Origin of the sequence: Mesorhizobium sp. WSM4976, from assembly GCF_029625685.1 — a bacterium.
GTDB lineage: Bacteria > Pseudomonadota > Alphaproteobacteria > Rhizobiales > Rhizobiaceae > Mesorhizobium.
On the sequence record NZ_JARTVT010000018.1, the window covers coordinates 1 to 24705 of the forward strand.

The 24705-nt window shown below is 63.3% G+C and carries 26 protein-coding genes; 15 read left to right on the forward strand and 11 right to left on the reverse strand.

Annotated features, from left to right (window positions below; translation table 11 throughout):
* Nucleotides 1-117: 117 nt before the first annotated feature.
* The 3 genes from P9272_RS21510 to P9272_RS21520 form a co-directional block, all read right to left on the reverse strand.
* A complete protein-coding gene (locus P9272_RS21510) occupies nt 118-2112 on the reverse strand; it encodes an EAL domain-containing protein (protein WP_278162091.1) in 1995 nt (664 codons plus the stop codon).
* Between the two features lie 212 nt (nt 2113-2324).
* Nucleotides 2325-2963, reverse strand: coding sequence for an HD family hydrolase (locus P9272_RS21515; protein WP_128257628.1), 639 nt, complete (start codon nt 2961-2963; stop codon nt 2325-2327).
* Nucleotides 2963-3826 carry a folate-binding protein YgfZ gene (locus P9272_RS21520; RefSeq protein WP_278162092.1) on the reverse strand — a complete coding sequence of 288 codons (864 nt, stop codon included), beginning with the start codon at nt 3824-3826 and terminating at the stop codon, nt 2963-2965. The genes P9272_RS21515 and P9272_RS21520 overlap by 1 nt, the downstream gene beginning before the upstream one ends.
* A gap of 85 nt (nt 3827-3911) precedes the next feature.
* On the opposite strand from P9272_RS21520, the gene P9272_RS21525 reads away from it, so the two are divergent.
* Nucleotides 3912-5243, forward strand: a complete 1332-nt coding sequence (locus P9272_RS21525) for a dihydroorotase (protein ID WP_278162093.1) — start codon at nt 3912-3914, stop codon at nt 5241-5243.
* Here P9272_RS21525 and P9272_RS21530 read toward each other — a convergent pair.
* The 4 genes from P9272_RS21530 to P9272_RS21545 all read right to left on the reverse strand — a co-directional run bounded on the left by P9272_RS21530 (nt 5240) and on the right by P9272_RS21545 (nt 7667).
* On the reverse strand, nt 5240-6031 hold the full coding sequence (locus tag P9272_RS21530) for a hypothetical protein (RefSeq protein WP_278162094.1): 792 nt from the start codon (nt 6029-6031) through the stop codon (nt 5240-5242). The two genes, P9272_RS21525 and P9272_RS21530, sit on opposite strands and share 4 nt — an antisense overlap.
* A 152-nt stretch (nt 6032-6183) precedes the next feature.
* Nucleotides 6184-6441 (reverse strand): hypothetical protein, encoded by a 258-nt coding sequence (locus P9272_RS21535; RefSeq protein WP_040984202.1) that lies wholly within the window; start codon nt 6439-6441, stop codon nt 6184-6186.
* A 351-nt stretch (nt 6442-6792) separates the two neighbouring features.
* A complete protein-coding gene (locus P9272_RS21540) occupies nt 6793-7170 on the reverse strand; it encodes a TIGR02301 family protein (RefSeq protein ID WP_128257631.1) in 378 nt (125 codons plus the stop codon).
* A 71-nt stretch (nt 7171-7241) separates the two neighbouring features.
* Nucleotides 7242-7667 (reverse strand): NUDIX hydrolase, encoded by a 426-nt coding sequence (locus P9272_RS21545; RefSeq protein ID WP_128257632.1) that lies wholly within the window; start codon nt 7665-7667, stop codon nt 7242-7244.
* A gap of 117 nt (nt 7668-7784) precedes the next feature.
* On the opposite strand from P9272_RS21545, the gene P9272_RS21550 reads away from it, so the two are divergent.
* Nucleotides 7785-8546 carry an SOS response-associated peptidase gene (locus tag P9272_RS21550; RefSeq protein WP_278162095.1) on the forward strand — a complete coding sequence of 254 codons (762 nt, stop codon included), beginning with the start codon at nt 7785-7787 and terminating at the stop codon, nt 8544-8546.
* A 110-nt stretch (nt 8547-8656) separates the two neighbouring features.
* Here P9272_RS21550 and P9272_RS21555 read toward each other — a convergent pair whose 3' ends face one another.
* Nucleotides 8657-8812, reverse strand: a complete 156-nt coding sequence (locus P9272_RS21555; protein ID WP_128257634.1) for a hypothetical protein — start codon at nt 8810-8812, stop codon at nt 8657-8659.
* 391 nt (nt 8813-9203) lie between these two features.
* Between P9272_RS21555 and cysS the strand changes: the two genes are divergently transcribed.
* The 7 genes from cysS (at nt 9204) to cimA (ending at nt 15182) form a co-directional block, all read left to right on the forward strand.
* The gene (gene cysS, locus P9272_RS21560) at nt 9204-10655 is read left to right on the forward strand and encodes a cysteine--tRNA ligase (RefSeq protein ID WP_278162096.1); all 1452 of its coding nucleotides are present in this window, start codon (nt 9204-9206) and stop codon (nt 10653-10655) included.
* Nucleotides 10656-10767: 112 nt separating this feature from the next.
* On the forward strand, nt 10768-11169 hold the full coding sequence (locus P9272_RS21565) for an endonuclease domain-containing protein (RefSeq protein WP_278162097.1): 402 nt from the start codon (nt 10768-10770) through the stop codon (nt 11167-11169).
* Nucleotides 11166-11552, forward strand: coding sequence for a VOC family protein (locus P9272_RS21570; RefSeq protein ID WP_278162098.1), 387 nt, complete (start codon nt 11166-11168; stop codon nt 11550-11552). The genes P9272_RS21565 and P9272_RS21570 overlap by 4 nt, the downstream gene beginning before the upstream one ends.
* A gap of 33 nt (nt 11553-11585) precedes the next feature.
* The gene (locus P9272_RS21575; protein WP_128257638.1) at nt 11586-12077 is read left to right on the forward strand and encodes a GFA family protein; all 492 of its coding nucleotides are present in this window, start codon (nt 11586-11588) and stop codon (nt 12075-12077) included.
* Complete coding sequence (locus P9272_RS21580) at nt 12074-12550, forward strand: GFA family protein (RefSeq protein WP_278162099.1); 477 nt, start codon at nt 12074-12076, stop codon at nt 12548-12550. Before P9272_RS21575 ends, P9272_RS21580 begins: the two co-directional genes overlap by 4 nt.
* On the forward strand, nt 12547-13512 hold the full coding sequence (gene pip, locus P9272_RS21585; RefSeq protein WP_128257640.1) for a prolyl aminopeptidase: 966 nt from the start codon (nt 12547-12549) through the stop codon (nt 13510-13512). Before P9272_RS21580 ends, pip begins: the two co-directional genes overlap by 4 nt.
* A gap of 53 nt (nt 13513-13565) precedes the next feature.
* Entirely contained in the window at nt 13566-15182 is a 1617-nt protein-coding gene (gene cimA / locus P9272_RS21590; RefSeq protein ID WP_128257641.1) for a citramalate synthase, read from the forward strand.
* Nucleotides 15183-15196: 14 nt separating this feature from the next.
* Here the strand turns inward: cimA and P9272_RS21595 are convergent, their stop codons facing one another.
* Nucleotides 15197-16030 carry a sulfotransferase family 2 domain-containing protein gene (locus tag P9272_RS21595; RefSeq protein WP_278162100.1) on the reverse strand — a complete coding sequence of 278 codons (834 nt, stop codon included), beginning with the start codon at nt 16028-16030 and terminating at the stop codon, nt 15197-15199.
* Nucleotides 16031-16266: 236 nt separating this feature from the next.
* On the opposite strand from P9272_RS21595, the gene rarD reads away from it, so the two are divergent.
* Nucleotides 16267-17193, forward strand: a complete 927-nt coding sequence (rarD, locus tag P9272_RS21600) for an EamA family transporter RarD (RefSeq protein WP_128257643.1) — start codon at nt 16267-16269, stop codon at nt 17191-17193.
* A gap of 56 nt (nt 17194-17249) precedes the next feature.
* Entirely contained in the window at nt 17250-17936 is a 687-nt protein-coding gene (locus tag P9272_RS21605; protein ID WP_278162101.1) for a glutathione S-transferase, read from the forward strand.
* Between the two features lie 11 nt (nt 17937-17947).
* Here the strand turns inward: P9272_RS21605 and P9272_RS21610 are convergent, their stop codons facing one another.
* Complete coding sequence (locus tag P9272_RS21610; RefSeq protein WP_278162102.1) at nt 17948-18943, reverse strand: transporter; 996 nt, start codon at nt 18941-18943, stop codon at nt 17948-17950.
* A 209-nt stretch (nt 18944-19152) separates the two neighbouring features.
* Entirely contained in the window at nt 19153-21750 is a 2598-nt protein-coding gene (locus tag P9272_RS21615; protein ID WP_278162203.1) for an EAL domain-containing protein, read from the reverse strand.
* A 342-nt stretch (nt 21751-22092) separates the two neighbouring features.
* Between P9272_RS21615 and P9272_RS21620 the strand changes: the two genes are divergently transcribed.
* From P9272_RS21620 to P9272_RS21635, 4 genes are all read left to right on the forward strand, one after another.
* Nucleotides 22093-22302 carry a DUF680 domain-containing protein gene (locus P9272_RS21620; protein ID WP_278162103.1) on the forward strand — a complete coding sequence of 70 codons (210 nt, stop codon included), beginning with the start codon at nt 22093-22095 and terminating at the stop codon, nt 22300-22302.
* A gap of 212 nt (nt 22303-22514) precedes the next feature.
* Nucleotides 22515-23483 carry an MBL fold metallo-hydrolase gene (locus P9272_RS21625; RefSeq protein ID WP_278162104.1) on the forward strand — a complete coding sequence of 323 codons (969 nt, stop codon included), beginning with the start codon at nt 22515-22517 and terminating at the stop codon, nt 23481-23483.
* A 37-nt stretch (nt 23484-23520) separates the two neighbouring features.
* Nucleotides 23521-23982: a tetratricopeptide repeat protein gene (locus tag P9272_RS21630; RefSeq protein ID WP_112125676.1), complete on the forward strand. Its 462-nt coding sequence runs from the start codon at nt 23521-23523 to the stop codon at nt 23980-23982.
* 229 nt (nt 23983-24211) lie between these two features.
* The gene (locus P9272_RS21635; protein ID WP_278162105.1) at nt 24212-24697 is read left to right on the forward strand and encodes a DoxX family protein; all 486 of its coding nucleotides are present in this window, start codon (nt 24212-24214) and stop codon (nt 24695-24697) included.
* Nucleotides 24698-24705: the final 8 nt, after the last annotated feature.

The following is a 24705-nucleotide window of genomic DNA, read 5'->3' on the forward strand; positions in this document are numbered from 1 at the left end:
ACTTCCTTCTTTGCATTCCCACTCTCCAGTTCCGTCAAACACCTTATCTCGGTGTCCACGAAACCGGCAGCAGGCCAGCGCGCTTAGGCGACCGAAGCCTCAGAGAGACAGCGCATATCAGAGTGACTGACGCAGCAGCGCCTGCGAACGCAGCAGCCGGCTCATGTCGGCCGCTTTGGCCGGCACGCCGATAAGATAGCCTTGCGCCTCACCGCAGCCGGCCTTGCGCAGCATGTCGAGTTGCGCTTCAGTCTCGACGCCTTCGGCGGTGACGGTGATGCCGAGCTCGGCGCCGAGACCGATCACGGTGCGTACGATCGCCGCCGTGTCGCGCTTGTCGAGGTCGCGGATGAAGGAGCGGTCGACCTTGATCTTGTCGACGGGGAAGCGCCGGAGGTAGCCGAGCGAGGAATAGCCGGTGCCGAAATCATCGAGCGCTATGCGCACGCCGAGACCGCGCAATTGGCTCAGCGTCTTCAGCACCGCGTCGCTTTCGTCCATCATGACCGTTTCGGTGATTTCGAGCTCAAGGCGGTTGGCCGGCAGGCCTGAAAAGGCGAGCGCCGAGATCACGCTGCGGGCGAAGCCGCCGCTCTTGATCTGCGCGGCCGAGACGTTGACGGCCATGCGCATCTCCGGAGGCCAATGGGCGGCCACGTTGCAAGCCTTGCGAAGCGCCCAGTCGCCGAGCTGCACGATCAGTCCGGTCTCCTCGGCGGCGGCGATGAAGTTTTCCGGCGACACCAGGCCGCGCGATGGCGAGCGCCAGCGCATCAGGGCTTCCGCGCCGACAATTTCGCCGGAGGCGATGTCGAGGATCGGCTGGAAATCGAGCTCGAACTCGCGTTTGGAAAGGGCTGCTTCGAGATCCGCTTCAAGCGCGCGGCGCTCCCGCATCAGGGCATCCATGCCTGGCTCGAAGAAACGATAGACATTGCGACCTTCGCTCTTGCCCCGGTAGAGCGCCATGTCGGCGTTGGTAAGCAGCGTGTCGGCATCCTGTCCGTCACTAGGATAGACCGCGATGCCCAGGCTCACGCCCACATGCATTTCGCGTCCCTTGTCGCGATAGGGTTTGCCCACGATCTCGACGATGCGCTTGGCGAGCTTCTCGGCGTCGGCGGCGCCCTTGATGCCCGACTGAATGATGGCGAACTCGTCGCCGCCGAAGCGGGTCACCACGTCCTTGCTGCTGCGCACGGCGTGCTGCAGCCGCTTGGCGACGCATTTCAGCAGCCAGTCTCCGGCCGGGTGGCCGAATGTGTCGTTAATGGCCTTGAAGCGGTCGAGGTCGAGCGAGAGGATCGCCAGCGGCTTGGCCTTGGCCTCGCCAAGCGCCTGGTCCAGCTTTTCGCGAAACATCGAGCGGTTGGGCAGGTTTGTCAGCGTGTCGTGATGCGCAAGATGCGTCATGCGCTCTTCGACACGGCGCCGTTCGGTCACGTCCTCAAACGTGGCAACCCAGCCGCCGCCGGCGAGTGGCCGCCGCAGGACAAAGAGCGTTCGGCCGTCGACCAGTTCGCGATAGCTCGAGCGCGACTGGCCCGCGTCCAGGCTGGCCTGCGTTTTCCCGACTTCGACGTCGATTTCAAGTGGCGCGAAGATGCCGAGCCGAATGAGTTTGTCCAGCATCTGGCGATACGTCATGCCGAGCGTGAAATCGGACGCCTTGGCATTGCAAAGATCCAGAAAGCGCTGGTTGCGCACAATCAGTCGGCCTTTGGCGCTGTACATCAGCAGGCCTTGCGACATGTTGGCCAAGGCGGCGTCAAAGCGGCGGTGCTGCTCCTTAAGCTCCGCCTCGGCTCGCCGTCGCTCGGTCACGTCCTCATAAATCGAAACCCAGCCGCCGACGGCGATGGGCCGATGCGAAATGACGATGATGCGCCCGTCGGACAGGATTTCCTCGTAGGTCGAAGGCCTGGCGCCGTCGATATAGGGCTTGCGGATGGCATGGAGTTCTTCGGCGCTTTGCGAGGCGACGCCGACATCGACGCTGTGCTGCAGAATGTCGAAGAAGGGGATGCCAGGCTTCACCACCTTGGCGTCGAGCCGGAAGAGGTCGATATAGTTTCGGTTGCAGATGATCATCCGCTCATCGGCGTCGAACATGCATAGCCCATGCGACATGTTCTCGACGGCAGCTGCGAAACGCTCGTTCTGGGCACGAAGTTCTTCAGCTATTCGTCGAACGGGGCCAATACCGGCCGCCCTTCGCTTTCCGGCGACCGAACCAGTCTTGACATGTGCGCCGGGCATGAGCACGCCTTCGGACCGTGACCGAACGCAATACTGTCCTGCTCGGCGGTTAATTTAGCGTTCTTTTACATGACGGAACTGGAGGCAAGCGAGGACCGGCGCTGGGCCTCCAGTGTCTTGAAACGCTTGAGGAAAGCCGCTTGCGCCCAGGTGACGGATTTTGGCGTGAAGTCGAAGCGGTCGGCGGAGAAGCCGCGCGGCCGGCCGAAATACTCCGTCGCTTCCGCCGTCGAGAAGCCGGCCAGCAGCGTCGCCTCGAAATAGGCGGCGATCTGGTCGGCGCGTTTGATGTCCTTGCGCAGGGCTGCACTGAGCTCCGCCGGCAGCGAGAAACGCAGATGGATGGCGCGCTGCAGGCGCAACTCGCAGTCCTTGTAGGAGCCGCCCATCACCGATTTGAACGGCGAGATCATGTCGCCGATGACATATTCCGGCGCGTCGTGCAGCAGCGCCGCGAGCCGCGCCTCGGCCGTGGCCTGCGATGCCAACTCCCCATAGAGCGCCTCGACCAGCAGCGAATGCTGCGCAACCGAGAAGGCATGGTCGCCGCTGGTCTGGCCATTCCAGCGGGCGACGCGGGCCAGTCCATGCGCGATGTCGGCGATCTCGATGTCGAGCGGTGAGGGATCGAGCAGGTCGAGCCGCCGTCCTGACAGCATGCGTTGCCAGGCGCGCGGCGGCGCGCCGGCCCGGTCGGCCGCCATCAGGCCCCCTCCGCGCTGACCGCATCCTGCGGGAAGGAGAATTTCGCCCAGGCGGGGATGGCGAGCTTAACCGGAACATCGCCCGCCATTATCGCCTCATCGGCATCGAGCGCCGCCTTGACGCGGTCGATGCGGGCAATGGCAAGACCGGCCCGGCCGCCAACGGACCCGAGCGCGCCTACTGGCCGGCCGGCGACGATCAGCTCGGTTCCCGAAGCGGGCAGGGGGCGGTCGGCCGACACGATCAGCACACGGCGCCGCGCGGTGCCGCGATGCTGCATGCGCGAAACCACTTCCTGGCCGATATAGCAGCCCTTCTTGAAGCCGACGCCGCCGGTTTCGTCGAGCAGCACGTCATGCGGGAAGGCCTCGCCAAGCTGGTAGTCGCTGCCGCTTTCGGCGATGCCGTTGGCTATGCGAACGGCTTTCCAGCCATCAGGGTCGCCACCGTCCTCTGCACCACCGCCATAAGTACGCCTCACCGCCACATCGTGAAAACGGGTGTCGGCAAGCGCCGTTGAATCGGAAGTCGAGGGGGTTGAATCAGCGCCCCAGGTGACCGTGACAACCACATGATCCTGCTTGGCAATCTCTGCCTTCGCCCGTAGCCGGTAAAGCATCAGCCGGCGCACGAAATCGTCGGCGATGTCGGCCCGGCAGTCGAGCCGAAAACCGTTGTCGCCGGCGCGAGAGATCAGGAAATCGAACAGGATCTTGCCCTGCGGCGCCAGCAGCGCGCCGGGTTTCGCCTCGCCAGGCTTCAGCGTGTCGAGATCGGTGGTGAGGATGTTCTGCAGGAAATGCTCGGCGTCGGGGCCCGACACGGAAATGAGCGCGCGATCGTTGAGCTGGGCAAAGGGCATGAGGGTAAAATCGGCCTGATCTTGCAAAACGTTCGGTCATTACGTAAGCCGGCCACACTCCCCCCGCAAGAGATTGGATCTGCTCATGGCAACCACCTTCGACCTCATCCTGACAGGCGGCACGGTAGTGAACCATGACGGCGAGGGCCGGCGCGACATCGGCGTGAAGGCCGGGCGCATCGCGCGGATCGGCGATCTCGGCCAGGTCTCGGCCGGCGAGACCATCGACTGCACCGGCCTTCACATCCTGCCGGGCGTCGTCGACAGCCAGGTCCATTTCCGCGAGCCGGGGCTGGAGCACAAGGAAGACCTGGAGACGGGTTCTCGCGCGGCGGTGTTGGGCGGCGTCACCGCCGTCTTCGAAATGCCCAATACCAGTCCGCTCACCACAAGCGAGGCCGCACTTGCCGACAAGGTGCGCCGCGCCACCGGCCGCATGCATTGCGACTTCGCCTTCTGGGTCGGCGGCACGCGCGACAATGCTGGCGACGTCGGCGAATTGGAGCGGCTGCCGGGAGCGGCCGGCATAAAAGTGTTCATGGGCTCGTCCACCGGCGACCTTCTGGTCGAGGACGATGAAGGCGTCGCCTCGATCCTGCGCAGCACCCGCCGCCGCTCCGCCTTCCATTCGGAAGACGAATTTCGTCTTCGCGAGCGGCTCGGCGAGCGCGTCGAGGGTAACCCTTCGTCCCATCCGGTTTGGCGCGACGAGGTCGCGGCGCTGCGCTGCACGCAGCGTCTGGTGCGCATCGCCAGGCAGACACGCGCGCGCATCCACGTGCTGCACGTCTCGACGGCCGAGGAGATCGTCTTCCTCGAACAGCACAAGGATGTCGCGACTTGCGAGGCCACGCCCCATCATCTGACGCTGACGGCGGACGACTATGCCAGGCTGGGCACGCTGATCCAGATGAACCCGCCGGTCCGAGCCGCCCGCCACCGCGACGGCGTCTGGCACGGCATTGCGCAAGGCATCGTCGATGTGCTGGGGTCCGACCACGCGCCCCACACGCTGGCCGAAAAAGCGAAGACCTATCCGGCCTCGCCGTCCGGCATGACCGGGGTGCAGACGCTGGTGCCGATCATGCTCGATCACGTCAATGCCGGCCGGCTCACCCTGCAGCGCTTCGTCGACCTTTCCAGCCACGGTCCGCATCGCATCTTCGGCATGGCCAGGAAGGGCCGCATCGCCGCCGGCTACGATGCCGATTTCACGGTCGTCGACCTGAAACGGCGCGAGACCATCACCAACTCTCAGGCCGGCTCCAAGGCCGGCTGGACACCCTATGACGGCAGGCAGGTCACCGGCTGGCCGGTCGGCACGATCGTGCGCGGCACGCGCGTCATGTGGGAGGGCGAGATCGCGACGCCCGGCCAGGGCAGGGCGGTGGAGTTCTCTGAGGCGCTGCCGGCTTAATCCCCAGCGACGAAGAACAGCCACTGGCCAGTCGGCGTGATGCCGACGCGGTAGAAGATGTAGGCGCCGAACTGCTTCATGTCGTCATAGTCGCTTGCGGTGACGAGCTTGAACAGTTCGACACGCTGCCTGGCATCGAGCTTGTCGAGCGGCAGCGCGAAGAAATAAGGCCAGACATAGAGTTCCTGGGGCGTTCCGACATCGATATGGACATAGCCGGCCGAAAGCACCTCCTCCAGGATGGCGAGGATTTCCTGGCCATCGCCGTCGCCAGAAAGGCCCTTGAGGAATGTGATCGGGTCGCCATCGATCTCGCCCAGCGACAGTTGCGTCATGGAATCGCCTTTGCCGATCAGCGGCCGCAGCTTCTCGATGTCGCCGCTTTTGCAGGCCTCGACGATCAGTCCATGCATGCGCTTGACCGGTTCGGGAAGCTTGTCCAGATCGTAGACGACCGCAGGCGGCGGCTGATCAGGATCGGCGCGCGGGCTGGTGATGCCGCCATTGGCGGGCGGCGTCTCGGACTCCGGCTTGTCCCTGCCGTCGGCAGGTTGGCCATTGTCCAAGGGCTTGCCGCCTGGCGTTTCCGGTAGAGGCACGGAGCCGCCGGGCGCTGCGCTATCACCAGTGGCCGGCGGCGTGACGGGGGACGGCAGATCCTCGCGTTGGATCTCGCTCAGTGCGTAGGAAGGCGTGCTGGCGAGGCACAAAGGCAGCGCCAGGCAGGAGGCGGCGATCAGGATGTTGAGGGTCAGCCCGCGCGGCCGGCCTGACATCGAAAATCTCACCGCTTGCCTCTCCATGGTTCCCGGGACCGGCCCGGCTGGCGCTCTGAGTGTTCGAGCGATGGGCATGATGCCCAAATGGCGTGTCGCCGTCAAAAAAGCCTTGGTCAAAAACTCGGGTCAAAAACGCAAAGAGTAGCTATGTCAATGAGTGGCTAGTGCTTCAGCCGCTCCGGCTCGAAAGCGCCGGCAATCACCTTTTCTCGCATACGGTCGAGGAGAGCGAGCGCGGATGTCTCGCCATTGGCGCGCAACATCTCGCCGAATGCAGTCTCCAGCGCTGCCTCCGCGATGATTTCGGGTTCAATGCCGGCCGACAGGCCTTCCGCCCATGCCTCGCTGTGGCTCTCGACAGCGGTCAGACGCTTTTCTTCCCTGACCAATGCGTCGATGTCGCTGACACCATGTTCCATTGCGATGTCCACCTTCTGCAAGCGGTGATCCGTTGACGGATCCGCTCGGGCTCCTCAATTCGTCGCAGCCTCAAATAAGTCCTTGTAAATACGACATTTTTACGGTCGAAATTCACATCGCCAGAGAGACAGCGCTCAATTGATCCAGAGCTTAGCCGATTAGGCGGGCTTGCGGCATCAAAACCTTCAGTTTGAGTTAATTCCACAATCCCGGGCTAACGATTCGTTAATGCTGTTGCCCAGCTGCAACAGATGATTGCATCAGAGCGGGACAGGCGACAAGAAGGCACGTCACATTTGCGCCGATAGTCGTAAGAAATCTGGGCAAAACGCACGGGCGCGCGAGCCGCCTTAGTTCCCGTAGCGGGAGGCGATGTCGCGCGACAGCGTCTCACCTTCCTTCATGTAGCGGGCAATGGCCGCGGTCGCCGAAGGCGTGCACTGTGTGTAGGTGCCGCTGAAGGATCGGTAGCCGCGGTTGAAGGAGGCGATGAAGCGGGCGCGTCGGTCGGGGGCCGGATTTTCCGACTCGAGCAGCTTTTCCATTTCGACCCGCCACTGGTCGCCCTTTTCGCCGCACAGGTTGCGCAGGAAATGAAGCGATCCCAGAACTTCCGCCAGCCGCATCAGCCCCGGCTCGAACGGCGCCTCGGCGGCGCGTGCCGGGGCCGGCGAGACGGCGATGCCGACGGCGAGGCACCAGGCGAGGAGAGAGGAAGCACGGGTCATCAGAGCCTTGCGAGGAAAGGGCAAGGCTTTGTGGCGAAACATTTTGTCGCCTGCAAGGCTATTCTGGATGGTCACCGCGTGGCGCGCTGCGCGGGAGCGAGCAACTCCTCGGCGACCGAGAACACATCGCCGGCAAGCGGCATATCAGCCATTTCCGCCAGCGTATAGAACGCCGCGGTCTCGGCATCGTCGCTGGCCACGGGCTCGCCGCCGGCATAGGCGGCGCCGAACACCGTCAGCAGATAGTCGACCGCGTGGTTTTCGCCACTGCCATCGATATGGATGTCGCGCAGCGGGCGATAGCCTGTCGCCTCGAGTCCGGTTTCTTCACGCAACTCCCGCGCGGCGGCTTGCGGCAGGGTCTCGCCCGGGTCGACCTTGCCGCCGGGATAGGCATAGAGCCCTTGCGATGGCGCCCGCCCGCGCTTGACCAGGAGCACGGTGCCGCCGCGCACGACCGCGACGGAAACGGCCGGTATGATTTTGCGCTGTCCCATGTGTGCCGATCTTTCTGCAGCCTGTTGTGGACCGATCGGCCCGACCGGGTTTTAGCCGTTGCGGCGTGGCGGTTCCATCGCCACTTTCACCGCACGTCAATCGAAAGAGCCAGATCCATGTGCGGACGCTTTGCCCTGACCGCCACGCCGGACCGGACCGCCGCCTTTCTCGGCCTGGCCGGGTTGGAGGAATTTCCGCCCCGCTACAACATCGCGCCGACACAGCCGGTGCTGATGGCGCTTGCCGGCCCGCAGCGGGAATCCGGCTCCAACCTGCCGGACCGCCAGGCGATACTGGTGCGCTGGGGCCTGATTCCGGCCTGGGTCGAGGACACGGAGGCGTTTCCACTGCTCATCAACGCCCGCTCCGAGGGCGTGCTGCAAAAGGCTTCGTTCAAGACCGCCATGCGCCACCGCCGCGCTCTGGTGCCAGCATCGGGCTTCTACGAGTGGCAGCAATCGGGTTCGGCCAAGGGGCAGCCCTACTGGATTCGCCCGCGACGCGGCGGCGTGATTGCCTTCGCCGGCCTGATCGAGACTTATTCCGAGCCTGGCGGTTCCGAGATGGATACCGGCGCGATCATCACGACTGAGGCCAACACCAGCATTTCCCATATCCATGATCGCATGCCGGTGGTCATCGAGGAACGCGACTTCGCCCGCTGGCTCGATTGCCGCACGCAGGAGCCGCGCCACGTGCTCGATCTGCTGAAGCCCGCCGAGCCTGATTTCTTCGAGGCAATTCCGGTTTCCGACCTTGTCAACAAGGTCGCCAACACCGGTCCGGAGATCCAAGAGCGCGTCATCGTTTCGCCGCAAGCCGAAAAGCCCAGGCGCCAGAAGCCGGGCGCGGACGAAAACCAGATGAGCTTGTTCTAGCGAAGGCTGCCTGCCCGAAAGGCTGCTTTGGGGCCTTCATCTCCAGGGCGCTCCTTTGGCGCCCTCGTCACCGGCGTCCCATGGTCGGGGACCGTGTCGGTCGTGCCTTTTCAGGCAGCGCGCGGCGAGACGATCTTCTGCGCGGGCTTCTTCTTCTTCGCTGTGTGAAGAAGGGCGGCGACGATCGCCGCCGGGCCGATCGCGCGGTAGTGGTTGGCCAGTGGGGGCTGCGTTTGTCGGTTCTGTTCCTGCTTGCTGCGAGCCATGGTTCTCTTCCCTGGTAACGGTTTCGTGTTCAGCGTTTGCCGGTCGATTCGGACCAAATCGTGACACCTGGCGGTCTAGCCGGCGAATGTTTCATCACTGTGCCGACATGTTTAATAAAATGTTTCGCCCCGTCTTTACCTGTGATCCAACGACATCTTTCCTAAGCCAAGCGACTTGACGGCAACACCCGCCAGCGCGATAAAGCCGCCCATGAAAACGTCTTTCGCCATTTGTGGCATTTGCATTATTGACTAGCCTCGCGCTGGTCCGGACGTTTTCGCCTCATCTTTCCCCAGATCGGAAAAAACGCCCCGGCCAGCAGGCTGGAGCCTGATTTGCGCCGTGGCGCAGGCGAGGCTCCGTCCAAATCTAAGGATCGGAAGGGCACGCATGTCTGACGCATCGAAGGGCCTCAGCCTGTACAACACGCTGACGCGGACCAAGGAACCTTTCGTTCCGATCGATCCGCAAAATGTGCGCATGTATGTCTGCGGTCCGACTGTTTACGACTTTGCCCATATCGGCAATGCCAGGCCGGCGATCGTCTTCGACGTGCTTTTCCGCCTGTTGCGCCAACTCTACGGCGAAAGCCACGTTACGTATGTGCGCAACATCACGGATGTCGACGACAAGATAAACGCCAGGGCGCTGCGAGACTTCGGCGGCGAGATCGCGGCCGGAAAGTTGTCGCTCAACGACGCGATCCGCAAGGTTACCGAAAAAACCGCCGACCAGTATCACAAGGATGTCGCCGCGTTAGGCTGCCTGCAGCCGACCTTCGAGCCGCGGGCCACGGAGTTCGTCGCGCCCCGCGCCGACGGCAAGGCCGACATGCTGTCGCTGATCCACCAGTTGATCGAGCGCGGCCATGCCTATGTCGCCGGCGGCGAGGTGCTGTTCGACACCGCCACGATGCCGGATTATGGCGAGCTCTCGAAGCGCAATCTGGACGAGCAGCAGGCGGGCGCGCGCATCGCCGTCGACGCGCACAAAAAGAACCCTGGCGATTTCGTGCTGTGGAAATTGTCGAGCCCGGAAGAGCCCGGCTGGGAGAGCCCGTGGGGCAGGGGGAGGCCCGGCTGGCACATCGAATGCTCGGCCATGTCGGCCGCCTATCTCGGCGAGGTCTTCGACATCCATGGCGGCGGGCTGGACCTGATCTTCCCGCACCACGAGAACGAGATCGCCCAGTCGCGCTGCGCCCACGGCACCAGGGTCATGGCCAATGTGTGGATGCACAATGGCTTCCTGCAGGTCGAGGGCCAGAAGATGTCGAAGAGCCTCGGCAATTTCTATTCGATCCACGAATTGCTGGAGACCGAGACCTTCGGCGGCAGGAAATGGCCCGGAGAGGTGCTCAGACTGGCGATGCTGATGACGCATTACCGCGAGCCGATCGATTTCTCCGTGCGCAAGTTGGAGGAGGCGGAGAACACGCTTCGCAAATGGAAGCGCGCGGCCGATCTTGCACCTTCGGCAGCGAAGGACCTGCCGGCCGAGGTGGTGGAAGCGCTGTCCGACGACCTCGCTACCTACACCGCGTTCCAGCGGCTGACCCAGCTCGCCGGCGAAGCGGCCGATGCCGGCGGCGACGCCGGGAATGGTGCAGCCGCCTCGCTCAAGGCGGCGCTGGCCTTCCTCGGCTTCGACGTCGGCGCGGCCAAGGTGGATGAGGCGGCGGTCGCCAAGGCCATCGCGGATCGCCTGGCGCTGATCGCTGCAAAGAACTGGGCCGAGGCTGATCGTATCCGCGAGGAACTGCTGGCGCAGGGCGTGCAGCTGAAGGACGGCAAGGACCCTGTCACAGCCGAGCGCGTGACGACGTGGGAGATCAAAAGGTGATGCGGCTTGGGCGATTGGCGAAGGCCGTGGCGACAGCCAATCTCCCCCCGCAAGGGGGGAGATTAGCCGGCGCGTCCGGTTTCGCTAATCCCCAGTGGAAGGCGGCCTAAACATGGGCCACGACCGCGTTCCCCTTCGTCAGCGGGCAAACGCTAAATCGATCCGGCGCGCGATGACCGATGCCGAGCTGAGACTTTGGAATGAGCTGCGCGCTCATCGGCTGATGGGAATGAGCTTCAGGCGACAAGTTCCCATCGGGCCTTACATTGTCGATTTCGCATGTTCGGCACATCGTCTGATAATCGAGGTCGATGGCAGCCAGCATGGTGATGCGGAACACTCTCGGCGGGACCAGGAAAGAACTGCCTATTTGGCTGCTAGCGGCGGCTGGACCATCCTGCGCTTCTGGAACGACGACGTGATCCGCGATATCGACGATGTCTGCCAGCACATCGTCATCGTGGCCGGCCTGGCCGATGCGCCCGCGCCACCAAGGGAGGAGCTCGTTCTATGATCGACCACCTGGGCATCACCGTTTCCGATTTCGGCGCCTCGAAGGCTTTCTACGACAAGGCGATGGCGCCTTTAGGTGCTTCGCTGCTTTATATGGTGCCGGAGGAATACACCGGCGGCGCCAGGGTCGGCGGCTATGGCCGCGACCGGCCGGTGTTCTGGCTGAGCGACAGCACGGACAAGCCGAGATCAATCCAGCACGTCGCCTTCACCGCGCGCAGCCGTGCCGAGGTTGACGCCTTCCATGCAGCGGCGCTTGCCGCCGGCGGCAGGGACAATGGCGCGCCGTGCCTGCGCCCGCACTATCATCCCAATTATTACGGCGCCTTCGTCTTCGATCCCGACGGCAACAACGTCGAGGCGGTCTGCCATGACCCGGAGTGAGCCCCTAAAGCAGCCCATGAAACGGAGCGAGCGATGAGCCTCGACAACAGGCCGATCTACACCGGAGGTTGCCAGTGCGGCGCCGTGCGCTTCCGCGTCGAGGGGGCGTTGGGCGACGCTTCGGTCTGCCATTGCCGCATGTGTCAGAAGGCGAGCGGCAATTTCTATCTGCCGCTGGTGTCGGTCCGCGGCGCCACGCTCGACTGGACTCGCGGTGAGCCGAAGCGCTTCCGTTCATCCAACGCCGCATGGCGCGGCTTCTGCGCCGAATGCGGCACGCCGCTGACCTTCGAGGCGCCCGACGGTATTGCTCTGGCGATCGCCGCCTTCGACGACCCGACCGGCATCGCGCCCACCATCCAGTGGGGCATCGAAGCAAAACTCCCTTATGTCGACGGCATCCCGAACCTGCCGTCCGAGGACACGATGGCCGATATCGGCTCTGCGCCTTACCTCGCCGAGCTCGTCTCCTATCAGCATCCAGACCACGACACCGACCAATGGCCGCCGGAGGAAAAACCATGACCGATCAAGTTCGAACCGGCGGCTGCCAGTGCGGCGCCGTGCGTTTTCGCGTGCACGGCAAGCTCGGACGCCCGTCCATCTGCCACTGCCGCATGTGCCAGAAGCAGTTCGGCAATTTCTTCGGCGCGCTGGTGACGGTGCCGAAGGACGGCGTCGAATGGACCCATGAGGAGCCGAGCTATTTTCAGTCCTCGGTCAACATCGATCGCGGCTTCTGCGCACGCTGCGGCACGCCGCTGACCTATCGCCAGCCCGGAGCGCTGGAGATCGCCATCGGCGCTTTCGACGAGCGCTCCGATCTTGCGCCGCAGATCCAGGTCAACTATGCCGTGCGCCTGCCCTGGGTGGAGAAGATCTTCGAGGCGCCGACCCTCGACGATCCCGATTTCTATCGGCGGCAGGAGCAGATCATCTCCTTCCAGCACCCCGACCACGAGACGGCCAACTGGCCGCAGCAGGGCTTGAAATTATGACGATCCACGGCAGTTCGTTGCGTACGCTCTATCCCGAGATCGAGCCGTTTGAGTCGGGCATGCTCGATGTCGGCGACGGCCACACCGTCTATTGGGAGCGTTCCGGCACCAGGGGCGCCAAGCCCGCCGTGTTCCTGCATGGCGGCCCGGGCGGCACCATCTCGCCAAAGCACCGGCGGTTGTTCGACCCGAAGCTCTACGACGTCATCCTGTTCGATCAGCGCGGCTGTGGGAAATCCACGCCGAACGCCTCGCTCGAAGCGAACACCACCTGGCACCTCGTCGCCGACATCGAGCGTCTGCGCGAGATGGCGGGTTTCGACAAATGGCTTGTCTTCGGCGGTTCCTGGGGCTCGACGCTGGCGCTCGCCTATGCGGAGACGCATCCCGAGCGCGTCAGCGAGCTGGTCGTGCGTGGCATCTATACGCTTACCCGCGCCGAGCTCGAATGGTACTACCAGTTCGGCGTCTCGGAGATGTTTCCCGACAAATGGGAACGGTTCCTGGCGCCAATCCCGCAAGCCGAGCGCGGCGACATGATGGCCGCCTACCGCAAGCGGCTGGTCGGTTCCGACCGCGCGCGCCAAGTCGAGGCCGCCCGCGCCTGGAGTATTTGGGAGGGCGAGACGATCACGCTGCTTCCCGAGCCCGAGACCAGCGATCCTTTCGCCCAGGACGATTACGCCGTCGCCTTTGCTCGCATCGAGAACCATTACTTCGTTCATGCCGGCTGGCTGGAGGAGGGACAACTGCTCCGCGACGCCTGGAAGCTGAAGGACATCCCCGGCACCATCGTCCACGGCCGCTATGACATGCCGTGCCCGGCGAAATATGCCTGGGCGCTGCACAAGGCCTGGCCGAAAGCAGATTTCCATCTGATCGAAGGCGCTGGCCACGCTTATTCGGAGCCAGGGATCCTGGACCGGCTGATCCGGGCGACGGATAAGTTTGCAGGGAAATAGTGATACACCGTCGCGCTCCACTGTGATGGAGCGCGGCATTCCGAGCTACTGCCATGACAATGCAACGCCTGTACCTCTTCGACACCACCCTTCGCGACGGCCAGCAGACGCCGGGCATCGACTTTTCCGTCGAGGACAAGATCGCCATCGCGAAGCTGCTCGACGCGTTCGGGATCGACTATGTCGAGGGCGGCTATCCAGGCGCCAATCCGACCGACACAGCCTTCTTCCAGAAGAAGCGCACCGAGAGCGCGAAATTCGTCGCCTTCGGCATGACCAAGCGGGCAGGGGTCTCGGCTTCCAACGATCCGGGGCTGGCGGCGCTGGTGCAGTCGCAGTCCGACGCCATTTGCTTCGTCGCCAAGAGCTGGGACTACCATGTGCGCGTGGCGCTCGGCTGCACGAATGAAGAGAACCTGGAGTCCATCAAGGCCTCGGTCGAGACGGCGGTGGCCGCCGGCAAGGAGGCAATGGTCGATTGCGAGCATTTCTTCGACGGCTTCAAGGCCAATCCCGACTATGCACTGGCCTGCGCAAAAACCGCTTACGATGCCGGCGCCCGCTGGGTGGTGCTGTGCGACACCAATGGCGGCACGCAGCCTTCGGAAGTGCGCGAGATCGTCGGCAAGGTGATCGGCGGCGGCATACCGGGCGAGCATCTCGGCATCCACGCGCATGACGACACCGGCCAGGCGGTGGCCAACTCGCTCGCCGCAGTCGAGGCCGGCGTGCGCCAGATCCAGGGCACGCTGAACGGCATCGGCGAGCGCTGCGGCAACGCCAATCTGATCACCATCATCCCGACTCTGGGGCTGAAGTCGGCCTTCGCCGACCGTTTCGAGACCGGCATTTCGGCGGAGGATCTGACCGGAATATCTAGGCTCTCCCGCGCCTTCGACGAATTGCTCAACCGCGCGCCGGAAGCGCAGGCGCCCTATGTCGGCTCCTCTGCCTTCGCCACCAAGGCTGGCATCCATGCCTCGGCTCTGGCCAAGGAGCCCGCGACTTACGAGCACGTACCCCCCGAAGCCGTCGGCAACCGCCGTCGCGTCATGGTTTCCGACCAGGGCGGCAAGGCGAATTTCCTAGCCGAGCTGAAGCGGCGCGGCATCGAGGTGCCGAGGGACGACCACCGGCTCGACGCCCTGATCGCCGTGGTCAAGGAGCGCGAGGCCGAGGGCTATGCCTATGAGGGTGCCGACGCGTCCTTCGAGCTGCTGGCCCGCAAGATGCTGCACGGCGTGCCGGAGTTCTTCAATGTCACCTCCTTCCGCTGCATGGTCGAGCGCCGCTTCGACGCCAACGGCAATCTGAAGACCGTCTCCGAGGCGATTGTGAAGGTCGAGGTCGACGGCGAGGAGAAGATGTCCGTGGCCGAGGGCCATGGCCCAGTCAACGCGCTCGACATCGCGCTGCGCAAGGACCTCGGCAAATACCAGAGCGAGATCGTCGACCTCGAGCTCGCCGACTTCAAGGTGCGTATCCTCAATGGCGGCACCGAGGCGATCACGCGTGTTCTGGTCGAATCGCATGATTCCACCGGCGCCCGCTGGTGGACGGTCGGCGTGTCGGAAAACATCATCGACGCCTCCTTCCAGGCGCTGATGGATTCGATCATCTACAAGCTGATGAAGAACCGCGAGATGGCGGGGCTGGTGGCGGCGGAGTAGGCGGATTCGGACCGTCAGCCGGCTCGGTAGTCGGCATCGTAACCGAACCGCCTGAAATCCTCCGCATAGGCCCGCCTGACCGCATCAACCAGCGGCCGCGTCCATGCAATTCCAGGCGTAGGGGCAGACTGGTTGAGCGGTTTTGCCAGCGAGTTTCGAATTTCTTCCGAAGCGCCCAATCGGGCCAAGACAGGATTCAAGCCCTCGGCCAGGGATTCGAGCTTTATGATCTCGATCCTGAAGTCGCTCGAATTCGGAATTATTGCTGACATTAGGCTCCAATGGCCGTTCTTGCCGAGAGCAGCCGTTGTGCAGGCGCCTTTGACGAAGCTGTCGAAAGACAGTTGGTCTCGGTCGATGTCGGACGAGGACAATGAGGTCATGTCGCCCATCAATTGCTCGATTAGTCCGGTATTTCCTGGGTCGGATAGTTTGAGTTCAAAGAACTTGTTGAGATAACATGACCGCAATCTGGAGAATGGATTTCTCACCACGGAGAAAATCAGTGTCTCCGGGTCGCGCAGCAGCGACTCGAATAGTTTTACGCCGACGTCGCTCGGGGCAAGCAGTCCGGATTTTCGACGCGAATGATATGCCTCGGGATCGTCATCATGGTTGATTCCGTAGGCGCAGATCGAAAGCAGTCGCTTGACTGTGGTGCAACCCGCCTTGGGTACTTCCACATAGATCAGTTTTCGGTCCGGAAAAACGTGAAAGAAGTAATCGATGTCGGTTGTTGCGCGGTAAGCCCGGTAGGCGACTGAGTCGGCCAGATGACGCCTAACCCCGAGCTGTGCTCGGAAGAAAGTATACTTCCTATTCTTTATGACACTTGTCAGACGCGACATTGAATGGTTCCAGAATCATTTCATATTAGAACTCCCCCAAGCGCTAAAATGAGGCTATTATTACCGGCAGGCCATCGCAAACAGAAAATTCTGTAGGCGGACCGGCGGAGGCGAATTGTGATGCGGCGCCACGGAAAGGAAGCGATCCCGGCCCGCTGAGCCATCACCAAAACTCCATTGATCCATCATGATTTTGTGATGGTCTTGTACGGCCCGCTGGGCCATAGCGTTGGGCCATGGTCACCGCTACAGCCGATCTCGATCAAGACGCCAAGGGCCGCCGCGGCTTCCTTCTGGCGCTTGGCGCTTATTTTCTCTGGGGCCTCTTGCCCTTCTACATGAAGGCGGTCGCGCATCTGCCGCTTGCCGAGGTGATCGCCAACCGCGTCGTCTGGTCGGTGCCGATCGCGGCGGCGGTGCTCGTCTGGGCAGGCCGCACCGCCGATTTCAAGGCAGCGATCCGCTCGCCGAAAAGCCTTGCCATGGCCGCGCTCACGGCGGTGCTGATCTCGGTCAACTGGGGCATCTATGTCTGGGCGATCGCGGTCGACCGCACCGTCGAGACCGCGCTGGGCTATTACATCAATCCCCTGGTCAACGTCGTCGTCGGCGCCGTTCTGCTCGGCGAGCGGCTCGACCGGTTGCAGGTCGCAGCGGTCGCGCTGGCCGCGATCGCGGTGACGGTGCTGACGGTCGAGGCGGGCAAATTGCCCTGGGTGTCGCTGGCGCTCGCCTTCTCCTTCGCCGCCTACGGATTCTTCCGCAAGACGCTGCCGATCGGCCCGAGCCAGGGTTTTCTGCTTGAGGTGCTTTTGCTGTCGGTGCCGGCGCTTTGCTACATCGTCTACCTGATCGCCACGGGCCAGGACCATCTCATCTCCAGCACCGGTTCCGACACGGCCTTGCTGATCGGCTGCGGTCCGATCACTGCCGTGCCGCTGCTGTTGTTTGCTTTCGGCGCCAGGCTACTGCGGCTCTCCACCATCGGCATCATGCAATATATCGCGCCGACCATGGTGTTCCTGATCGCCGTGCTGATCTTCCACGAGCCGTTCGGCACCACGCAAGCCATCGCCTTCGCGCTGATCTGGATGGCGCTGGCGATGTACAGCTGGTCGATGTTCAGAGGCCGCGAGGTCCGCCCGGCGGCGCCCGCGAGATAAGCAAAAACGGGAGACGGTTTTCCGTCCGCAACCGCGTCGAAAGAGGAGGGGGCCCGATGTACGTTCTGCATATCGGCAACAAGAACTATTCGTCCTGGTCGCTGCGCCCATGGTTGCTGATGCGCGTCCTCGACATTGCCTTCGAGGAGCGGCTTACGCCGTTCCCGGCCGGCCCGAGTTTCGGCCTCTATCGCTCGTTCTCGCCTAATGGCCGGGTGCCCTGCCTCGTCGACGACGGTTGGGCAGTCTGGGATTCGCTCTCGATCGTCGAATATCTGGCCGAACGTCATCCGGGCGTCTGGCCGGCAGATGCGAAGGCGCGCGCCTGGGCGCGCTCGGCCGCCGCCGAAATGCATTCGAGCTTCACCGCGCTGCGCAACGACTGCCCGATGAGCTGCGGCGTGCGGGTCGAACTATTGCCGATGTCTGGCGCGCTGAAGCATGACCTCTTCCGCATGGGAGACTTGTGGAACGATGGCCTGGCACGTTTCGGCGGGCCGTTCCTGGCGGGCGACCGTTTTGGCGCAGTCGATGCGTTCTTCGCCCCTATTGCGTTCAGGGCGCAGTCCTACGGACTGACGTTCGAAGGTGAAGCGGCTGACTATCCGCGGCGGCTGCTCGACCTGCCGGCCATGCGCGAATGGTATACGGCCGGCCTTGCCGAAACCTGGCGCGAACCCGGCCATGAAGCGGAAGTCGCTGCCGCAGGCACGATCGTCGAGGATCTGCGGGCAACCGCGTAGTCCCGATTGCTTTAGACCCGCCCCAGCCGTCGCACGATCTTGTAAACGATGCCGGCGACGATGACCGAGATCGCCGTCACCACCCAAAAGCCGTGCGGCGTGTCGACCAGCGGCAAGCCGCCGACATTCATGCCGAACAGGCCGGAGATGATGGTCATCGGCAACAGCACTGCCGTCATGACCGACAGGATGTAGAGCAGCTGGTTCGACTGCTCGGTCAGCTTGGCCATCAGCTCGTCCTGCAACAGGCGCGTGCGCGCCTGCAGCTGCTCGCCGTCGTGATACAGCGTAAGCGCCCGGTGCGAGAGACGTGTCGCCATGTCGTTGATCGGGTCCGGCAGTTCGTTCCGATGCGAATGGTCGAGGTGGCGGAAAAGACTGGTGAGCGTCGCCATCTGCCGGTGGATCAGCACCAGCTGCCGGCGCGCGTCGACCAGCGCCTGGCGCTCATTGTGCCATGTATCGCACACGATGCGGTCCTCGATGCCATCGAGCGTGTCGCCCATCTTGTCGAGCTCGGCCGCCATGCCGTCGAGCGACTGTCCCATCACCGCCTCGATCAGCTCGGCCGGCGCGCGGAATTTCCGTGCGCCGCTCTCCACCATCTTGCGGACCCTGTCTACCGATTCCAGCGGCTGCTTGCGCGCACCGACCAGCATCCTGTCGTTGAAGGCGAAGCGGAAATGTGTCAGTCCGCGCGCCTCCGCGAAATCATGCCTGAAGTCGGGCAGGTCGCCATAGAGGAAGTCATCCTCGAAATCGATCTGGCAGCCATGGCTGGGCGACAGGAAGGCGTCGCGCACCGGCGCCGGCAGGGCCTTCTCGGCGGCGATCTCCTGGCGGGCGCGCATGTCGGTGATCTGGTAGCTGCGCCAGCTCCAATGCGCCTCGGCGGGATCCGTGGTCCGGGAACCATCGGCCTTGAAATGGTAGATGAAGAACAGCCCGTGCTCGTCCGGCAGGTAGGGCGAGAGGTCGGTGCCTTCGGCGGGGAGGGCGATGTTCATGGTGCCTTCGCCGGCTCTTGATGCGGTCGGGTCGCGGGGTGCTCAAGGCGAACCTACCATGGCGATTGCCGCCTGGTGTGACAGTTTGATAACGGGCTTTCCACGAGCCGGCCTCTCGGCAGGGCTGTCCTATCGTTTGCCCGCTTGCCGAATGGGGCGCGCAGCCGGCAACGGCTCAGTCAAAAGTGTAGCTCCGTGAGCCGGCATCGCTATCCCGCTGCCAGCCACTCTCGCGACTGCGCGAAGATCCTGAAGGATGTTGCGTCCATCGGGCGCCCGAAGGCGTAGCCCTGCAGGATGTCGCAGCCAATTTCTTTCAGGATGCGCGCATGTTCCGTCGTCTCGACGCCTTCCGCCACGACCTCGATGCCCAGCGATTTGCCGATCTCGATGATGGACGACACCAATCGCCGTTGCGCCGCCGAGCCGGTTATCGGCGTGATGAGCTGCCGGTCGATCTTGAGACGGCGCGGTTGTAGTTTGAGCAGGCTGACGACGGATGCATAGCCCGTGCCGAAATCGTCGATCTCGATGTCGATTCCGAGTTCCTTGATGTGCTCGATATTCCAGGCGACAAGGTCGTCGTGCTCATCGAGGAAGATGGATTCCACGAGCTCGAATGAAACGGTTCCCTTCTTGATCGCCAGCTTGCGCAGTCCGTTGATGAGGTCCTTGTCTTCCAGCCTTCGTGCCGAGACATTGACCGACACCCGCGGGATGTTGAGCCCGTCGAGCGACCAGCGCCGGAAATTCTCGAGCGTTTGTTCGAGGATCGTGCGGTCGATGAGCGAGACCACGTTCAATTCCTCGGCCACGTTGAGGAACACGTCGGGGGCCAGGATGCCGCGCCGCGGATGGCGCCAGCGCGACAGCGCCTCGACACCGACGATCTCAAGCGTGTTGGCGTCGAACTGCGGCTGGTAATAGGCAATGAACTCGTTGCGCTCCAGGCCGCCGAGAATCTCATCGGCAGTCTGCTTGGTCCTCACGATCTCGCTTTGCAGCTCTTCGTTGAAGAACTCATAGCGGTTGCGCCCTCGGCTCTTGGCTCGGTAGAGCGCGAGATCGGCATTGACCAGCAGTTGCTTGGGATCGATGCCGCTGTTGGCCGCAATCCCGATGCTGACCCCAAACCGGCATTGGTGGCCCTTATAGTCGACGGGCTGGCGCATCTCTTCGATGATCCGGTCGGCGAGTGCGGCGAGTTCATCGTCCCTGCGCCTGTGGCACACCACGATGAACTCATCCCCGCCGATGCGCGCCACGAAGTCGGCTGCCCGGACGTTGGCCTTGATGACTTTCGAGGCATGCATGAGCATGGCGTCGCCTGCCGCATGGCCGAGCGTGTCGTTGATTTGCTTGAAGCGATCGAGGTCGAGATGCAGCAACGCGGTGCGATCATCGCGCGACCGGGCCAGCATCTCATCGAGATAACGGCGATTGGGCAGGCCTGTCAGAGAATCATGCAGCGCAACGTGCTCGATGCGCGCCTTGGCGGTCTCGAGTTCGGCATTCTTCGATTCCGACAATTGCCGCTCACGCACCAGATTCTCGTTGAGCAGGACGTCGCTGGTCACGTCCCATTCGGCGCCGATCAACTTGGGCGTGTCGCCGAGGCCCTGCAGGAAGTTTGCCCGCGTGCGTACGTGCCGAACGGTGCCGTCTGGAAGGAGAAGACGGTATTGCGAGGAGTAGCGGCCTCGGCTTGCCACCGCCGCATCGAAATCCTTGCGTGCGCGATCCAGATCGTCTGGATGAATAGCCAGGGCCCAGTCGTCATAGCCGCGGGGCTTGCCATCCGCTACCCGGCCGTAGATCTCGTTCACGCGGTCGTCCCACACGAGCTGCGAGGTGGCGAGGTCATGCTCCCACACACCGATGCCCGAGGCGTCGAGCGCAAGCTCCAGCCTCTGCGAAAGCCGCCGCAGCTCCGCGTAGTTCTTCTGTCGCTCGCCGAACAACCAGCCGGCTATCAGGATGGGCAACACAACCAGCGCGCCGGCCAGCGCCATCGTCGCGCGCAAGGCAGCCTCGTTCTTCGGCGTAGCCGGCCAGCCGTGCTTCGGTGTCGCGGACAATTGCCAGGACCCGAGAGGCAGTTCCACTTCCGTCGTCACGGGGTTGCCGTTGACTACGCTCTCACTCCCGAAGAAGCGTTGGCCGCCGCCGCCCAGCGCGTCCTTGCCTGTCAGGGCGACGTCGATGTCGAGGCCCGGATCGGTCAGGTCGCTTGCGGCGTAGAGCCTATCGACATCGATGACCGCCGAGAGGATGCCCCAGAACCGGTCACCGCCGCCCACTGTCGGGACGAAGATCGGAATCCTGCCGATGAAGCCTCGGCCCCCTTGGGCGAGGTCCACGGGACCTGCCAGCACCAAGGCGCGCTGGTCGCGCGCCCGAAGCGCCGCCGTGCGCTGACCTTCATTCTTGCGGTAGTCGAGCCCGAGCGCCTTTTCGTTGCCCTTCATCGGGTACATCAGCGAGATCACGAGGTCGGGAGCGCCAGCGACGTTGCGCAGCTGTGATTTCTCTTTGAACAGGTTCGCGGCGAGCGCCGCAAATCGCTGTTGCCCCATATACGGCTCGGTCGTCACCGCTGAAGCAAGGCCCTGAACCAGCTGCAAATTGCCGTTTATGTTGCCTTCGAGCTTGGCGCGGATGATGTTGACCTTGGCGAGCACGTCTGCACGCGCCAGTTGGTCGGACACTCTTCTATTCTGCTCATCGGCATAGATAGCGCAGATCGCGAGCACAAAAACCGCGATCGCCGCCGGTAAGTTGGCGGAAGAGAAAACGGCCTGTCTGATGCGGCCGATATTGAAACCCGTCCCGGTCAATTGAACCCGAATAGCTGTTCGGACCAAGGTCCATCGACTGAATGTAGAAGAAAGTGCTTAAGCTAAAACTTCCATTTGGACGTCGAGTTGCGTCGTGGGCAGCCCCAAAGCTTGTTTTTGGCCCACAAGCGCAAGCCATGATTAATGCCGGCTAACTGACCGCGCCTCGGCTCATCCGGAAAATCTCGATTTTCTGTTTTCCCAAGAAAATTCTTCCGCGTTTCGGGAATAAAGCCCGGGCCTTCCGGGTCTTGGCTGTAGCGAGGCCATCCTCCCAAGGCACGCATTAACCAACCCGGAAGGAACACGCATATGAACAAGATCGCCCTCACCGCAGTCGCCATCCTCCTTGCCACCGGCAGCGCCTTTGCCGGCAGCGACCACTTCTCCGCGGCCGCCCAGCAGGCAGCCGCCGTCGACACCACCACCACTGCTTCCATCGTGAAGATGGACCGCCACGACATGAAGCCGGCGGCCAAAATCGCTGCGGAAGAGCCCGGCCAGGGCATCTGGGGGCGCTAGGAGGCGGGACCAAAGGTCCTGATCCCGGATGAGGAAGGCACGCCTCGCCGGGATCGGAATCCAAGTCCCGATCTCCCGGCGCCGGCCGGTCTTCAGTCGGATCGGCCGGCACCGGTTGCCGCAGCCGGCGGAGGGTCGCACCGGGCCCTCCGCCAACCTCTCGTACCGCCTGAAACCTGAAGCAAATTTGCAGCCACAAGAGGAGATTTCTGATGTTCAACATGACACGCCGCATGGTGCTCGGATCCGCCGCCGCCGCCGCCTTCGGCATTGCCGGCAAGCTTGAATTTGCGCCCGCGGCTCACGCTGAGACCCCGGTCGAGCCGCTCGTCGGCTTCTACAAGTACAAGGTCGGTTCGCTCGAGGTCACCGCCGTCTATGACGGCATCTGGCGCAAGCCCCACGACCCGGCCTTCATCAAGGACGTATCGGTCGACGACACCAAGGCCGCGCTCGCCAAGGCGGGGCTGACCACCGAGTTCATGCCGATCCCGCTGACCGTCGTGGTGCTCAAGATGAATGGCCGCACCATCATGATGGACGCCGGCTCGGGCGTCGGCCAGTGGCAGGCCAACGCCACGCATCTGCCGGCCAACATGAAGGCCGCTGGCATCGACTACAAGGCGATCGACACCGTTCTAATCTCGCATTTCCATCCGGACCACGTCTGGGGCCTGATGGAGAAGGGCACCAACGATCCGGTGTTCCCGAATGCCGAGCTGGTCGTCAACGCCACCGAGTACAATTGGTGGACGGATCCGAGCCGGCTCGCCAAGCTGCCCGAGGGCCGCAAGCCGGCCGGCAAGCGCATCGCCGAGAACTTCCCGAAATGGAAGAACTGGAAGCTGGTTGACGACGGCGCGGAAGTGGTGCCCGGCATCCGCATCATGGCGGCGCCCGGCCATACGCCTGGACATTCCGTCTACCACGTCGATGCCGGTTCCGAGCAGTTCCTGGTCTCGGCCGACACCATGTACGTGCCGGCGCTGCTTGCCCCGCATCCCGAATGGCAGGGCGCCTACGACCAGGACGGGCCGATGGCGATCACCACGCGCCACCGGATTATCGACCAGGTGATCGCCGACAATGTCCGCATCTGCGGCTCGCACTTCCCGTTCCCCGGCACTGGAAGCTTCGTCAAGGACGGCAAAGCCTACGCCTTCACCCCAACCCAGATCTGATTTTGAATCGGATCCCGAACAGAAAGCGACAAGTCCCATGAAACATGCACTCTTCGCGGTACTCGGCGCCATTGCGGTGCTGACCGCGGCCCCCATCGCCATCGCTGTTCCGGCTTATGCGGTGGACGATATCGAAGGCGCCGACGCGCCCGACCTGACGGCCGTGAAGGCCAAGATCGACGCCAAGGACTACAAGGGCGCGCTGGCCGATCTGCGCGACCTCGCGCAGGACACCCAGCAGGCCGACGTCTACAATCTGCTCGGCTTCACGCTGCGCAAGACCGGCGACTACCAGACCTCGCTGACCTACTACACCAAGGCGCTGGAGCTTAAGCCCGACCACAAGGCTGCGCATGAATATCTGGGCGAGCTCTATGTCGAGACCGGCGACATGGCCAAGGCCAACGAGCAACTCGCCTCGCTGGAGAAGCTATGCCCGTCGGGCTGCGAGGAGCTTTCCGACCTCAAGCAGGCCATCGACACGAAGGTGACGAAGTAACGCTGTTCCTCGCGCCACGAAGTGGGGAGAGGTGGCCGCGAAGCGGCCGGAGAGGGGCCCTGGCGCTGACCTCTCCCGCGAATACAACGTTTTGGGCGCCACGGCGGTAGCGCCCGAAAACCGGAGCCGGCGTTCCTCTCCCTCGCGCCGGCTCCGCCCTTTCAACCTCGAGCGCGCAGGCCCACGCGGACGCGTGACGGCCACCTGTTTCCAAAGATTGGAACCGATCATGACACCGATCGAACTTGCCCAAAAACTTCACGCCAGGGACCTCGTCCTGCTGGCCGGCCGTCTGCTCCTGTCCCTGATCTTCGTGCATGAGGGGCTGCAACTGGTGACCCATTTCGAGGGTGCTCAAAAAGCCATGTCCGCGCTCGGCGTCGGCACGCCGCTGCTCATCGCCACCATCCTGCTGCAGCTCGGCGCCGGCCTGTCGGTGGCGCTCGGCATCCTGGCGCGGCTGGGTGCGATCGGGCTCGGCCTGTTCTGCCTGATGACGGCAAGCCTCTTCCACGCCAATTTCGCCAGCCAGAACGAGCTGCTGCATTTCGAGAAGGATCTCGCCATCGCCGGCGGCATGTTCATCCTGGCGCTCAGCGGCGCGGGCAGGCTGTCGATCGATCGGGTGCTGGTCGCGACGCTGCAGCGCCGGGCGAGCGAAGCCGCAGTCACCGAACCATATCAGCCAGTGAGCAAGATGAACTCATCAGCTTGAGAAGGTGA